This is a genomic window from Shewanella marina JCM 15074, from assembly GCF_000614975.1.
Taxonomy (GTDB): Bacteria; Pseudomonadota; Gammaproteobacteria; order Enterobacterales; family Shewanellaceae; genus Shewanella; species Shewanella marina.
Genome location: NZ_BALM01000025.1, coordinates 25,048 through 39,887 on the forward strand (window position 1 = coordinate 25,048; position 14,840 = coordinate 39,887).

Annotated in this window: 10 protein-coding genes, 1 tRNA gene and 2 pseudogenes; 8 read left to right on the forward strand and 5 right to left on the reverse strand. The window is 43.5% G+C overall.

Translation table 11 applies throughout. The annotated features are described in order from the left end of the window. Window positions 1-66 precede the first annotated feature (66 nt). The 3 genes and pseudogenes from selA to fdhD all read left to right on the forward strand — a co-directional run bounded on the left by selA (window position 67) and on the right by fdhD (window position 4,289). A complete protein-coding gene (gene selA / locus JCM15074_RS15850; protein WP_025822333.1) occupies window positions 67-1,503 on the forward strand; it encodes an L-seryl-tRNA(Sec) selenium transferase in 1,437 nt (478 codons plus the stop codon). Beyond that, window positions 1,500-3,380 carry a selenocysteine-specific translation elongation factor gene (selB, locus tag JCM15074_RS15855; RefSeq protein ID WP_025822336.1) on the forward strand — a complete coding sequence of 627 codons (1,881 nt, stop codon included), beginning with the start codon at window positions 1,500-1,502 and terminating at the stop codon, window positions 3,378-3,380. The genes selA and selB overlap by 4 nt, the downstream gene beginning before the upstream one ends. A gap of 46 nt (window positions 3,381-3,426) precedes the next feature. Beyond that, window positions 3,427-4,289: pseudogene (fdhD, locus tag JCM15074_RS22615) on the forward strand (formate dehydrogenase accessory sulfurtransferase FdhD). An 85-nt stretch (window positions 4,290-4,374) separates the two neighbouring features. Here fdhD and JCM15074_RS24230 read toward each other — a convergent pair. Further along, window positions 4,375-4,469, reverse strand: a tRNA-Sec gene (locus JCM15074_RS24230). 690 nt (window positions 4,470-5,159) lie between these two features. On the opposite strand from JCM15074_RS24230, the gene JCM15074_RS15865 reads away from it, so the two are divergent. Then, complete coding sequence (locus tag JCM15074_RS15865) at window positions 5,160-5,564, forward strand: hypothetical protein (protein WP_025822338.1); 405 nt, start codon at window positions 5,160-5,162, stop codon at window positions 5,562-5,564. 116 nt (window positions 5,565-5,680) lie between these two features. Here the strand turns inward: JCM15074_RS15865 and JCM15074_RS25290 are convergent. The 3 genes and pseudogenes from JCM15074_RS25290 to cutA form a co-directional block, all read right to left on the reverse strand. Next, window positions 5,681-7,308 (reverse strand): annotated as a pseudogene (locus JCM15074_RS25290) (cation:proton antiporter domain-containing protein). A gap of 189 nt (window positions 7,309-7,497) precedes the next feature. Continuing rightward, on the reverse strand, window positions 7,498-9,333 hold the full coding sequence (locus tag JCM15074_RS15875; RefSeq protein ID WP_025822340.1) for a protein-disulfide reductase DsbD: 1,836 nt from the start codon (window positions 9,331-9,333) through the stop codon (window positions 7,498-7,500). Then, window positions 9,330-9,659: a divalent-cation tolerance protein CutA gene (gene cutA, locus JCM15074_RS15880; protein WP_373278913.1), complete on the reverse strand. Its 330-nt coding sequence runs from the start codon at window positions 9,657-9,659 to the stop codon at window positions 9,330-9,332. The genes JCM15074_RS15875 and cutA overlap by 4 nt, the downstream gene beginning before the upstream one ends. A gap of 154 nt (window positions 9,660-9,813) precedes the next feature. Between cutA and JCM15074_RS15885 the strand changes: the two genes are divergently transcribed. Further along, on the forward strand, window positions 9,814-10,371 hold the full coding sequence (locus JCM15074_RS15885; protein ID WP_025822344.1) for an FxsA family protein: 558 nt from the start codon (window positions 9,814-9,816) through the stop codon (window positions 10,369-10,371). 64 nt (window positions 10,372-10,435) lie between these two features. Here JCM15074_RS15885 and JCM15074_RS15890 read toward each other — a convergent pair whose 3' ends face one another. Further along, on the reverse strand, window positions 10,436-11,806 hold the full coding sequence (locus tag JCM15074_RS15890) for an MATE family efflux transporter (RefSeq protein WP_025822346.1): 1,371 nt from the start codon (window positions 11,804-11,806) through the stop codon (window positions 10,436-10,438). A 226-nt stretch (window positions 11,807-12,032) separates the two neighbouring features. Here JCM15074_RS15890 and JCM15074_RS15895 point away from each other — a divergent pair, with 226 nt between their 5' ends. The 3 genes from JCM15074_RS15895 to JCM15074_RS22625 all read left to right on the forward strand — a co-directional run bounded on the left by JCM15074_RS15895 (window position 12,033) and on the right by JCM15074_RS22625 (window position 14,673). Beyond that, on the forward strand, window positions 12,033-12,326 hold the full coding sequence (locus JCM15074_RS15895; protein WP_025822348.1) for a co-chaperone GroES: 294 nt from the start codon (window positions 12,033-12,035) through the stop codon (window positions 12,324-12,326). A gap of 67 nt (window positions 12,327-12,393) precedes the next feature. Next, complete coding sequence (gene groL, locus JCM15074_RS15900; RefSeq protein ID WP_025822350.1) at window positions 12,394-14,037, forward strand: chaperonin GroEL; 1,644 nt, start codon at window positions 12,394-12,396, stop codon at window positions 14,035-14,037. 354 nt (window positions 14,038-14,391) lie between these two features. Further along, complete coding sequence (locus JCM15074_RS22625) at window positions 14,392-14,673, forward strand: recombinase family protein (protein ID WP_234400257.1); 282 nt, start codon at window positions 14,392-14,394, stop codon at window positions 14,671-14,673. The last annotated feature ends 167 nt before the right edge of the window (window positions 14,674-14,840 follow it).

Genomic DNA, 14,840 nt, shown 5'->3' on the forward strand with positions numbered 1-14,840 from the left:
CAATAAGCAGACCACATTGGTGGTCTGCTTTTTTTGTTATTTATAAGATAAGGAAATAAAAGACCCATGACTCAAGTTATCAACAATCCACAGGCGTTATATCGGCACTTACCTGCGATGGATAGTTTACTGTTGATACCTCAAGTGATCGGCCTTAGCGATATTTATGGTAAAGCATGGGTCAAACAGCAGCTAACTGAGTTGCTCAATCAAGCCCGTAATATGATTGCCAGTCAAGCCAGCTTGCCAGTATGGTGCCGAGATCCGCAAGCGATTGTGGCTAAGCTTGAGCAACAATTACAAGATAAAGATCGCCACAGTATGCAAGCCGTGATCAATTTAACTGGCACAGTTTTGCATACCAATTTAGGGCGTTCGCAAATGAGCCAAGCTGCAATTGATGCGGTAACTACTGTGATGCGAGAACCCATCCCATTAGAGTTTGATATGGGCTTAGGGCAACGCGGTCACCGCGATCAACATATTGGCGAGTTGATCCATGAACTTACCGGCGCCCAAGCTTGCTGTATTGTGAATAACAATGCCGCCGCAGTATTACTGATGTTAGCCGCTATTGCACCGGGTAAAGAGGTGATTGTTTCACGCGGAGAATTGGTGGAGATCGGCGGCGCTTTTCGCATTCCCGATATCATGCGACAAGCGGGCTGTACTCTGGTCGAAGTCGGTTGCACCAATCGCACTCATTTAAGTGATTATGAGGCGGCCATTACCGATAACACCGCCGCTATTATGAAAGTTCATACCAGTAATTATCACATTAGTGGTTTTACGGCGGTGGTAGATGAATGCGAGTTAGCTTCGCTATGCCATGCGCAAGGGATTGCGCTACTTTCCGATTTAGGCAGCGGTGCTTTAACAGACTTATCTCAATTTGGTTTAACCAAAGAGCCGATGCCACAGCAAATGCTCAAAGATGGCGTTAATCTAGTCAGTTTTTCAGGTGATAAACTGCTCGGTGGACCGCAAGCCGGCTTAGTGGTGGGCGATAAAAAAATGATTGATAAACTGCAATCTCATCCACTTAAACGTGCATTGCGCTGTGATAAAATGACCCTTGCTGCGTTAGAGGCCACGCTGCGTTTATACCGTCAACCAGAGCAATTACCGCAACAATTACCTATGTTAGCGAAACTTGCCAAGCCAGTCTCAGAACTCACCAATATGGCGCAGCAACTCATCAGTCAATTACCTGTTTCCGCCTATTTTAGGATCAGTATTCAACCTTGTTTTACCCAAGTGGGCAGTGGTTCGCAGCCCGATCAACTACTTGAATCAATCGCTCTCTGTATTAAAGCGGCTAACTCCAGCCAATTACTACAGTTAGATAAGACGCTCAAACAATTAACGAAACCGATTATCGGCCGTATTCATAGTGATCTGTTATGGTTAGATCTGCGAGGTTGCGACAATATTGATGAGCTACAGCAGTTACTGCAACAAGGATTAAATCATAGCGTTAAGCAATTGGAGACACGCCTATGATCATGGTTACCGCAGGCCATGTTGATCATGGTAAAACGACCTTGATTCAGGCGCTAACCGGAGTTGATACCGATCGCTTACCGGAAGAGAAACGTCGCGGCATGACCATTGATTTAGGTTATGCCTTTATGAATGTCAGCCGTGAATTGCGTTTAGCATTTGTTGATGTACCGGGCCATGAAAAATTTATTAATAATATGCTGGTGGGCGTATCACATGCCAAACATGCCTTATTAATTATTGCCGCCGATGATGGCGTAATGCCACAAACCCGCGAACATTTGGCGATTTTACAACTGCTTAATCTAGCCAGCTTAACCATCGTTATCAGTAAGTGTGACAAAGTTGAACCGAGCCAATTAGAGTCTGTGGAGCAACAAATTGATCTGTTACTTGCCAATGTCGATATTTGCCAATATCGCTTTGCGGTATCGGCTATCAGCATGCAAGGGATTGAGCCATTAAAACAACATCTTTGTCAGCTCGCGATGACAGAACTTGCTCGCCAAAATGAGATTGACAGTGCCTTTAGAATGACCATAGATCGCGTCTTTAGTGTGAAAGGTGCCGGTGTGGTGGTAACGGGCACAGTGATCAGTGGCACAGTGCATATTGACGATAAACTCTATTGCAGTGGCCAGTCGCAACCATTACGAGTGCGTAGCATTCATGCACAAGGACAAGTAGCCGAGCAGGGCAGTGCCCAACAACGAGTCGCTCTTAACCTAACGGGTATTGATAACCACCAGTTACCGCAGCGTGGTGATTGGTTAACCCAGTTGCCACAAATTGAAAAATCAACGCGGGTGACCGCACTTTTTCAAGGCGAGATTACCCCGACACATTGGCAAAGCGTGCATTTTCATCATGGTGGAGAACACTGTATTGGTCGTATTGCTTATTTGGCAGCAGCCGATAAGCAAGGGCATTTGGTCGAGCTGCAATTTGAGCAGCCGCTGTTACTGACCCAATTAGATACCATAGTGATCCGTGATGCAGGTGCAAAACTGACACTGGGGGGCGCACAAGTATTAGAATTAGTGCCGCCAAACCGTGGTAAGCGTAAACCAGAACGCATTGCTTATCTAAATCAGCTTGCGCAAAGCGTTACTCCGCTTGCCGCACTGCAAGTTAGCTGCCGTCACACCAGTTTAAGCCAAGCAGATTGCTGCTGGGCATGGCAGTTATTGCCCGCGCAAATTAAGCAGATGGCTAGTGAACTTGGGCTACAGCAGATCGACGATCAATTGATTGATCCTGAACGTTATCAACAGATGGCAACGCGCTTATATCAGGTGATTGCACAATATCATCAAACTCACCAAGATGAATTAGGTTTAGGTCGCAGTCGTCTCGCGCGTATGAGTCACTTAACCGTGCCTGATAATGTGATTTTCCATCTCTTAAAACAGCTATGTGAACAAGCTCAATTGCAAAGCTCACGTGGCTTGTACCATTTGCCACAACATCAAATCAGTTTAACCGCGCAAGAACTACCGCTATGGCAGCAGATGCAAACATTATTGCTAGAGCAACAGCAGCCATTATGGGTTACAGATTTTGCTAAACAGCTTAACTGTGAGCCGCAAACCATTCGTAGTCTGTGCTACAAGTTAGTGCAAATTGGTGAACTGACGGCAGTGGTTAAAGATCGTTATTTATTGAGTCTGCAAGTGTACCAATATGCCGCTTTGATCCGTGATTACATGAGCAATCACACGGTATTGGCGACCGCAGATTTTAAACAGCTCATTAACCTTGGCCGTAAAGTCAGTATTCAAGTGTTAGAACTGTTTGACCGTAGCGGTTTTACTCGTCGCTGCTATGGCGACAATTGCCGCACTATTCGTGACGCCGAGCTGTATAGCGAACATTAATCGATTATTAGTACACCATCCATTATGGTGATTGAAGAGAAGTAAAATGGATCTAAATAGCAATCAGATTACCAGTAGCAAAAGCGTGAGTTTATATCGCAGTGCCAATACCAGTGATATTACTGAAACCTTAGCCAATGAGGTGCGCGTTGCACTTATCTATAACGGTATTTCCCATACTGTGATGATGGCAACCCCAGCCAATTTAGAACAGTTTGCCATTGGTTTTACGCTATCTGAACGGATTGTGGATCAGTTAACTGAGATTAAAGGGGTCGATATTGAAGAGGTCGATAACGGCATCTTAATTCATATCGAAATTACTAATCGATGCTTTATGGCGCTTAAAGAACAACGCCGCAGTATGGCTGGCCGTACTGGTTGTGGTCTATGTGGTGTTGCCCAACTTGAACATGCAATGAAGCCGGTTAAACAAGTATCCATGCAGCGTCGCTTCAATATCAATTACTTACCCGCCACACTTGATGCTATTGCTGCTCAGCAAAGTGTATTCAATGAGACTGGTGCAACTCATGCTGCAATGGTGCTTAATCGTACGGGAGATATTTGTGCCACCTTTGAAGATGTGGGACGTCATATTGCACTCGATAAGTTAATTGGGGCTGTAGCTCGTCATGATTGCCCCGTACCGCAAGCGATTTTGCTGACCAGTCGTGCCAGTTTTGAGATGGTACAAAAAGCGGCTAGTGCCAATATCGAAATTATTTTTGCTATTTCAGCGGCGACAGCCTAGCAGTCGAGCTTGCCGAAAAATGTAACATTACGCTGGTGGGATTTTGTCGTAATAATCGCGCTACAATTTACAGCCATGGCGAACGTATTGATTGTGACGCGGCAGAACAGATATTGCCAAAGCAGACATCGTTATCACAGGTTTATTGTTCATAGAACATCATCGAAAGTGCTCGCTAATGCGGGCATTTTTTTGGACTAAAATGGAGTGGTAAACAAGATAAGATTGGCAGAAGATATTTGGCGGAAGAACATAGGAGTTGAACCTACCCAGGACTGCTGGCAGCCCTACCCGGATTTGAAGTCCGGACGCCTCACCGGAGACGACGTTCTTCCAAATATCGGCGCTGATAATATGTCAAAGACTGCCTGTGTACAAGTACTAATTTCAATATTTTCATAGTGTTAACTTGGTCACATAGTTATATTAACAGTTCACTAAACTGTGCTTGATAAAAACAATAATCTCAGGCTTAGCAATTGCGTTAAATCTGACCTATATTGGTTAATGACAATCAATTTATGCTGTTTATTATCGCTCAAACAAGATTTAATTTTGTGCATAATAACATCGTTATTGTCACGATAAGTTGGTTGTTATTAACGTTATATATTTTGTTGATTAATGCTTGACAATAATCGCAAACAAGCGCTATTTATGCATTAACGAGCAAGTGAGTTTCAAGACAGGTGCTAATAGGGTGTCTTTGTTAAAATAGATAATCCTTAATATGCTACATTAGATAATGCTGCTGTCCTGTATCGTGATTGTGTTGTAAAAGTTAAAATGACAATTGCTGGCTGTCACTTGCTTAGTTTATTGTTGGTTTTGTGCGCTTGAGCAAGTTATTTGGCTTAATCTAGTAAAAAAATATGACAACAAGTCTTGATTCTGAAAATGTTTCTGTAAGAATAGCCCCTAAATAGACTTAGCTATTCTTGAATATGGTTGGCCAAGTGTTTTCGTAAAACATTTGTGACCGAGAGTTTTTAATTGTATGTGTTGATTTAAGGGTATTGGCATATATGTATAACACGACAAAGAAACAAGTTTGGTACGGCGAGTTAAAAACGGCTCGTGGTGATACCATCGTTATTCATGATAATCAGTTGCCTGAAGCTCAACCGGGTCGAGTATACTTCTACCATGCGGGTCGTGGCGCGATTATTGAGTTCGTTAAAGACATTGTTAACGTTAATTTGCATGAACTTGATGATGCAGCAGTCGCTGCTGCAGAAGCCGAATATGGTGCGGCATGGAAAGCAGCTCGTGCAGAATTTATGGCAAAACATCGTGCCCGTTTAGACTTAGAAAGTCCAAGTGCTGCGCCTGTTCGCAAGCCTAAACAGGAAGAGTTAGAGCCAGAGCCAGAGTTAGAATCAATCAGTGATGATTTTGATGATGACTGGGGCGATGATTACGACGATTAAAAATTAAACCGCGCAAATGCGCGGTTTTTTATTAAGAAAGCTTATGTTTTATAAGCTTTCTATTGCTATTTTAATCCAAACGCTTCATTTATAAAATGTTAGCAGTTACTAATGGATTAAATGGCGTGTTTTACTTCATTTTTATCGTTTTGCAGGCTGCTATTCGTCTGTTCACACATCTCACTGACTACATGATCAACAAAACCAGTGCCTGCTGCTTCATATAGGTTAAATACCGTATGTACGCCAGCCTCTTTTAATGCGTCACCATCTTCAGCATATTGCACAATAGCGCAAATCTTACCTTGGTATTCAAGCTTTTTCAGTTGCTCAACAGCAAAGGCATTACCTGCATGATTAGGCATTGCCAGCATCACGATTTCTAAACTCGGGGCTCGTTCTAACTTTTCCCAAAAGTCAGTATCAAGCGCATCGCCTTGTACCACATTACGCCCTTGCTGGCGGTGGAAATCAACGAGCTCTTGTTTGTGTTCAATACCCAGTATTTCGGCATTAAATTGTTGACGTAGTTCATCATAAGCCCCGCAGCCAATACGGCCCATTCCCAGTACTAAGAAGCGAGGGTTACCCACCTGTATCGGTCTGTCTTCAGGATGCAGAGGAAAGCGCTCAAGCTGTTTTAATTTTGGTTGGAAACGTTGATAAATTTGGCTAACAAACATATTAAGTGGCGCGGCTAATACAAAGCTAAAGCTTAATGCCACCGCTAAAATAATCAGCCATTGCTCAGGTAACCAACCTTTTTGAGTGGCAACTGCGGCTACGATTAAGCCGAATTCACTGTAGTTACCCAAGTTAAATGATGCCATTAAACTGGTACGTGAACGCAACTTAAAGCGGGTTAATAAGCCGATAAACAAGGCAATTTTAAGTGGTACTAAGGCGACTAAAATCAGCGCCAGCATCATGTCATCAACACTTGGTAGGCCATTTAAACCAACCGTTAAGAAGAAGGCGACTAAGAATAGCTCCTTAAAGTAGAACAGTGATTTAGCCAGCTCAGATGATTTGGGATGCCCTGCCATTAATACACCAATAATCAGTGCGCCTAAATCAGGTTTTAGTCCTACAATCTCAAATAACCACGCGCCGAGTACCAAGGCCATCACTAACCCAAAAAGTACTAACAACTCACCGTGACCGACCTTGTCTAAGGCGCGGAATAATAGAGGGCGTGCCAGTGGTAGTAACACTAATCCCAGTGCCCAAATACTTGGGAAATCACCCTTAGAGATAGTTAAGAACGCTACCGCAAAGATATCCTGCATAATCAGAATACCGATAGATACGCGGCCATAAAGGGTTTGCATATCACCTTTGTCTTCTAACACCTTTACTGCAAAAATGGTGCTGGAGAAGCTTAAGGCAAAACCGATTAAACACAGTTGATTGAAGTCTAAATCAGTGAGTTGATCAAGGCCGATAAACGCCAGCAGTTTCAGCAGCGGCACAAACAGCAGCATGGAGATCATCAAGTGCAGACTCGAACCCGCCCACACTTCAGCCTTAAGTAGCTTTTTAAGTCTAATTTGAGGCCGATAACAAATAAAAGTAGGGTTACACCAAGGTTGGCTAACGACTCTAGCAGTGGCAAACTTTGTTCATTAATGCCAAATAAATAAAGTGCAAATCCAGCGGCTAAATAGCCTATAAGTGGCGGTAATCCTATGCGGTTTACAAGCATGCCGCAGACGAGAGTAATGACAAGAATGGCCGGTTCCATATGATCCCTTTACGCTAAAATACAGCTAACAATAATTATAGTGTATGGCTATAGCTGAGGCTATTTGCGGATGCAAGAGCCTATTAAGTGAATAAATAATATTGATTTATCGACAAAAAAACGAACTTTTTTAATAAAAAGTTCGTTTTTAATACCAAAGAATGGGGTGCTAATTTAGCGTGTTATGGATTACTTGGTCAGTAACACATCTAAATGTTTGGCAAATGCTTCTGGGCCCATAAAGCCGGTGATACGTAAGTTATTGTTTTCAACACCTTGTTGATTAAACAATAGCAAGGTCGGTAAGCCGAGTACCTTATAATGCTCAAGGAGGGCATTATCGGTCGCATCGCCTTTAGTGACATCGGCTTTTAACAATACATATTGGCTTAAGCGCTGCTGTACTTGCTTGTCTTTAAAGGTGATATTTTCAAACTCTTTACAAGCTACACACCAGTCAGCGTAGAAGTCGATTAATACAGGTTTGCCTGCGGCTTTGGCGGCGGCAACTTCTGCTTCAACATCGGCTACCGATTTAATTAACTTAAACTTAGGCGCATCTACTGGGGCAGTGTTTTGACCGTTAAACGTGCTCGCGTATGATTGGAAACCAAGTGCACTCATCGCCGCTTGGAAGCCATACGAGAAGCTGGCTAGTAGACAAAGAATCAAGGCCACTGAACGCACAGTTTGCTTCCAGTTAAATTCAGTCAATTTGTTTTGGTGCATAAAGTAGCCCACTAAACAAATCGCCCAAACTGACCAAAGAATATCGGTAATTGCACCCGGCCAAATACGGCTGATCATCACGATAGAAACCGCAATCAGCAAGAAGCCAAATACTGTCTTAATGATATTCATCCAGCTACCTGCTCGTGGCAATAACTTACCACCGGAGGTACCGATTAATAGCAGTGGCAAGCCCATACCCATAGACAGAATATACAAGGCTAAGAAGCCCATTAATAAGTTGCCTGACTGGGCGATATAGATCAGCGCACCAGACAGTGGCGCCGAAGTACAAGGTGAAGCCACTAAGCCAGAAATGACCCCCATCATAAACACGCCAATCAGGTTGCCACCTTTTTGGTTGTTCGACACCGAGTTCATTTTTTGCTGCCAACGTGATGGTAGTTGTAGCTCATACACGCCAAACATACTTAAGCTTAAGATTAAGAATAGAATGGCAAGACCAATCAATACGGCTGGATGTTGTAATGCTGCTTGATACTTCATGCCAGCAGAAGCCACAATCAAACCTAAAATCGAGTAGGTGATTGCCATGCCCTGTACGTAAGCCATTGATAGTGTAAAGGCTTTAGCCGTTGACAGCTTTTGGCCTTGGCCGACAATAATGCCAGACAAAATAGGATACATTGGGAATACGCATGGGGTTAATGCTAACCCAACACCTAAGCCGAAGAAGATTAATAAGGTCCAAAACATGTTATTGCCAGACAGCATTTTACTTAAGCTATCTTGCTCACTGACAACGCTGCTCGCATTACCTTGGGCTTGGTTCTCAGCTTGTACTTGCTTTTGGGTTGCTTGGCTTACTATGCCAGCATTGTCTGCCACTGGCTCAAGTGTGACTGAGCGCTTAGTTGGTGGAAAACATAGCTTACCTTCAGCACAGCCCATAAAGGTCACTGTTAAGGTTGAGTCCGCTTGAGCCGACTTTAGGGCTAATGGAATATCCACATAAGTGGTATACACCTCTTGATTACCAAAGTAATCATCGTGGTGCATCTTACCTTGCGGTAGTGCTATTTCACCGATGGTTGCGCCATTGGCTTCAAATTTGAGCTTGTCACGGTACATGTAGTAGCCGTCTGCAATTACCCAATTAATCTTGAGCTGATTGCCTTCTTGTTTGAAGTCAGATACGAAAGCTTGGTCAACAGGCATGAGTTGCGGTTCACTGCCTAGAAAGTCAAAGCCTTTTGAGCTCAGTAAACCTTCGCTGTGAGCCACTGGTGCAATTAACACCAGTGCAGTCAGAAACAGGGTAATAATTTTTTTCATCGTTGGCACGTTTGTTTAATCCAATCTAAATAGCGTGGAAGTCCATCGGTTATTGATAGGGCGATAATTTGTGGTACGTCATAAGGATGTAGCTCACAAATGCGTTGCTCTATGGCTTGATAATCTTGAGTGCAGCATTTAATGTGCAGCGCAATTTCACTGTCTTGACAAATTTGGTCTTGCCAGTGGTAGAAAGATGTCATCGGTGCCATTATTTGAACACAAGCTGCAAGCTTATCGTTCACCAGAGATTGTGCGATGAGTTTGGCACTCTCGGTTGTCGGGCAGGTGGTGATCACCATCGAAAACTGATTGTTGCTAGACACATTAACCTCAGCAATGAATGAATAGGGTTGCTACTGTACGTGTTTTCTCGGTTTGATGCATTAATCGAACCATAAAATAGTGAGCAAATACTTGAAAATAGACCGTTGACCCCATATTTAGTTTTCAATAACCCTACAAAAAATTGAGGCAAACATGTTTTTTGCGCTATTGATCATATTTATTGTGATCCCAACTATAGAAATCTCAGTATTGATCCGCGTTGGTGAAGTGCTAGGCGTGTGGACTACCGTCGCATTATGTTTATTTACTGCGGTTGTGGGGGCATCGCTGGTGCGTAGCCAAGGTATCAGTACCTTAATGGACGTGCAGCAAAAGCTGGCACGAGGTGAAGCACCTGGGCAAGAGATTGTTGAAGGTATGATGCTAGCAATGGCGGGTGTGTTGTTAGTGATCCCAGGCTTTGTCACCGACTTTATTGGTTTACTGTTACTGACGCCATTTACCCGTAAACCCGTTGCCGCTTACGTGTTTAAGCGAATGAAGCTAAAAATGGTGGCAAAAGGACAATTTGGTGCAGGTTTTGGCGGCCAAGGTCAAAATCCATTTGGTCAGCAAGGCCCATTTAATAACAATCCTTTTGACCAGCAAGAGGGGAATACCTTTGATGGCGACTTTGAACGCAAGCCAGATGCAAGTGATAAGCGTCCAGAGACACATCAAATTGATGATAAAGATAATAAGCGTGATTAACTTAATCATAGCGAAAAAAAAGGCGACCTAAGGTCGCCTTTTTGTTACTCAATAACCATGCTGATTATTGCTCGGTCATCGGCACAATATCGTCAGTGGCATTGCTTGGTTCAGTAATGCTCTTCGCAATAATTAAACAGGCAATACCGGCAATGGCGTTACTGATAGGCAGCGCCACAAATACGCCGGCAACACCAAAGAAGTAAGCACCAGCCGCCGCTAGCGGTAACATTAGGCCAAATAGACGCGCCACATTTAATAATAGCGAGGCCATAGGGCGGTGATAAGCATTGAGTGACGTTGCCACCAAAATCACCACTCCAAGTGGGCCATAAGCGATAGGCAATACCAAAATATAAAACGATAACCACTCAATTACATTGGCGTCTTGGCTAAATAGATGGGCAATGGGTTCGGCAAAGTAGGCGAGTGGTAGATACAAAACCGTTTGGAATATCAGTACAAAACTGACTGAATATAAGAGCGCTTGGCGTGCACGATATTGCTGGCCAGCACCTAAGTTTTGCGCCACAAAAGGCACTAAGCTAGAAGACAGTGCCATCACCACAATCAGCATAATAGATTCAATTCGCGTCCCGGCACCAAAAGCGGCCACCGCATCATGATCCATCCGTGCCAGTAGCGCCATAATGGCCGCATTAGCTAATGGGTTAATTAAGTTCATCAAGGTTGCTGGCTGGGCAATATGAGCTAGTTGCTTCCAGTTTTCACGGTAGCGACTCAAATCAATGCTGCCAAACTGCAACATTTTATGCTTAAGCAACAACAGATAAGCGGATAATAAAAATGCTGTTAACCAAGAGATCACGGTGGCGATTGCGGCACCTTGAATACCTAACTGTGGGAACGGGCCAATACCAAAAATAAGCAAGGGATCTAAAATTAGGTTAATGATCGCCGCCAGCGACATAATCGCCGCAGGGGCGCGAGTATTACCCGTAGCACGTAAACCTTGGTTACCCACCATCAGTAGCACCAATAACGGCACCCCTAAAAACCATATCGACATATATTGGCGGATCAGCGGAATGTGGCTCGGTTCAGCGCCTAATAATAAAAACAGCGGCTTAATGCAAAGGCTACCAATAATGGCAATGGCCGATACCATTAATACCGTGAGTAACAGGCTATCCCCTAAAAAGACTTTAGCTTGTTGGGCATGTCCGCCACCAATTAGGCGACCTAAACGGGTAGCGACCCCGGCACCAATACCAATAGCGATACTTGAAACCACCAAAGTCACCGGAAAGGTAAAACTAATTGAAGTTAACGCGTCTGTGCCTAATTTACTGATAAAAAAGGTGTCGACGAGGTTAAACGCCAAAATAGTTAAGATACCAATCAAGTTGGGGAGGCTCATGTTGAGCAGCACACGACCAATCGGCTGAGTTAACAACCCGTGTCTGTCTTTCATGTATTAGATTCGCCTTAATTCGCTAATAGTGAATAAATTCTAACAGCTTAGCGTGTCAGAAATAAAAGCTAGGTCAAAAAAAAGTGAAAAATATTTTATCAATGACCCTTGAGTCTCCTAAAAATTCCCCCATATATCAAAACAGAGCGAACCAGAAAGGTTCAAATAGTAAATTGACCAGCCACATGCATTCGTTGGCCCAAAAGATCATTAGGAGACTGCTTAGATGAACATTCGTCCATTACATGACCGCGTTATCGTAAAACGTTTAGAAGTTGAATCAACATCAGCTGGTGGCATCGTGCTAACTGGCAGCGCTGCTGAGAAATCAAGCCGCGGTAAAATTCTAGCGGTAGGCAACGGTCGCATTTTAGAAAATGGCACAGTACAACCACTAGACGTTAAAGTGGGTGATGTTGTGATCTTCAACGAAGGTTATGGCGTTAAGAAAGAAAAGATCGATGGTGAAGAAGTTCTGATCCTATCAGAAGCTGACCTAATGGCTGTAGTAGCTGAATAATCGCATAGACGTCGATTCGCTACCCAGATTTTCCAATTAATTAAATAAGTTTAAAGGATACTTAGACATGGCAGCTAAAGAAGTAAAATTCGGTAATGACGCACGCGTAAAAATGCTAGCGGGCGTTAACGTACTTGCAAACGCAGTAAAAGTAACATTAGGCCCTAAAGGTCGTAACGTAGTACTAGACAAGAGCTTTGGTGCTCCACTAATCACTAAAGATGGTGTGTCAGTAGCGAAAGAGATCGAACTAGAAGATAAGTTCGAAAACATGGGCGCACAAATGGTGAAAGAAGTTGCTTCTAAAGCCAACGATGCAGCCGGTGACGGTACAACAACTGCAACCGTGTTAGCACAAGCAATTGTGACTGAAGGCCTAAAAGCTGTTGCAGCTGGTATGAACCCAATGGATCTTAAGCGCGGTATCGACAAAGCAGTTGCTGCTGCCGTTATCGAGCTAAAAGCACTTTCACAAGAATGTGCTAACACTAAAGAGATTGCTCAGGTTGGTACTATTTCAGCTAACTCTGACGAATCAATTGGTGACATCATCGCAACTGCGATGGATCGCGTAGGTAAAGAAGGCGTGATCACTGTTGAAGAAGGTCAAGCGCTAGAGAACGAACTAGACGTAGTAGAAGGTATGCAGTTCGATCGCGGTTACCTATCTCCATACTTCATCAACAAGCCAGAAACTGGCAGCGTTGAACTAGATAGCCCATTCATTCTGTTAGTAGACAAGAAGATCTCTAACATCCGTGAATTATTACCAATCCTTGAAGGTCTAGCTAAAACAGGTAAGCCACTGCTTATCGTTGCAGAAGACGTTGAAGGTGAAGCATTAGCAACATTAGTTGTGAACAACATGCGCGGTATCGTTAAAGTTGCTGCTGTTAAAGCGCCAGGCTTTGGTGACCGTCGTAAGGCAATGCTACAAGATATCGCAATCCTAACTGGTGGTACTGTTATCGCTGAAGAGATTGGTCTAGAGCTAGAAAAAGCAACTTTAGAAGATCTTGGTACTGCTAAGCGCGTTGTGATCACTAAAGATGACACCACTATCATCGATGGTACTGGCGAACAGACTCAAATCGAAGCACGTGTTGCCCAGATTAAGATCCAAGCTGAAGAATCAACTTCTGACTACGACAAAGAGAAACTACAAGAGCGTATGGCTAAACTAGCTGGCGGTGTTGCAGTAATCAAAGTTGGCGCAGCAACTGAAGTTGAAATGAAAGAGAAAAAAGCACGCGTAGAAGATGCACTACATGCAACTCGCGCAGCGGTTGAAGAAGGTGTGGTTGCTGGTGGTGGTGTTGCCCTAGTACGCGTAGCTTCTAAGATTGCTAACGTAGACGTGATCAACGAAGACCAAAAGCACGGTGTAATCATTGCATTACGTGCAATGGAAGCGCCACTACGTCAAATCGCAACTAACGCAGGTGAAGAAGCATCAGTAGTCGCAAACAACGTTAAGAAAGGCGAAGGTAACTTTGGTTACAACGCTGGTAACGACACATACGGCGACATGCTAGAGATGGGTATCCTAGACCCAACTAAAGTAACGCGTAGCGCACTACAGTTCGCAGCATCTATTGCAGGCCTAATGATCACTACTGAAGCAATGGTATGTGAAGTACCACAAGATTCAGCTGCTATGCCAGATATGGGCGGCATGGGTGGTATGGGCGGCATGGGCGGTATGATGTAATTTTACTGGTTAAAATCGTTTATAGCGGCGTTACTTTGCTGCTCGTGTAGAAAAGCACTACACGTCGCAGCAAAAGGCCTTGCTCTAAAATGATTTTTCCTGCGTAAAATGCTGATACAGCTATTAACGCTATACCTGAAAGGGAGTCGAAAGACTCCCTTTTTTGTGGTTTGAAGGAAATTAGGGGATAGGAATTTGAGAGTATTTTGCGGGTAATTGAATAATTGACGAAGTTTAAGATATTAATTGATCACTAGATGGGAAGTGGCGATATGCTGGTGGTCTTAGCTAGACTGATTAGGTCGAGACAACATAGACGTACAAAACACAATAAACCTGCTTACAGATAAAGGCATCAAAGTCGTTTGCTTAGATTTACCTGTAGCAGACCTTTCAAGTGCTGAGAGTAAGCTGATGCTGCAGATGTTCTCAGCCTTCGCTGAGTTCGAAAGAAATCGAATTAGAGTACGCACGAAAGAGGAGATTGAGCGCGCTAAAGTTCAAGGTAAAAAACTTGGCAGGCTAGAAGCTCATAAGACGATCATAGCGGTGCAAGCTAAAAAAGCTAGTGGTTTGTCACAGAGTAATATGGCGAAGGAGTTACAACTTAGTATTGCAACGGTTAAGGGGTATTAGAATAAAGCAAATCCTAACCGTTAGATTAAGTCGTCTTTGTCTATGAAAATTTTTATAGTTAAGTGCCGATTTTATACATGAATAAGTAGCTACTATAAAAGTACTGTGAATCACGTAATGGGTTTTATGTTAATGATTTAAATTTGCTTTTATGATACAAGAATTAA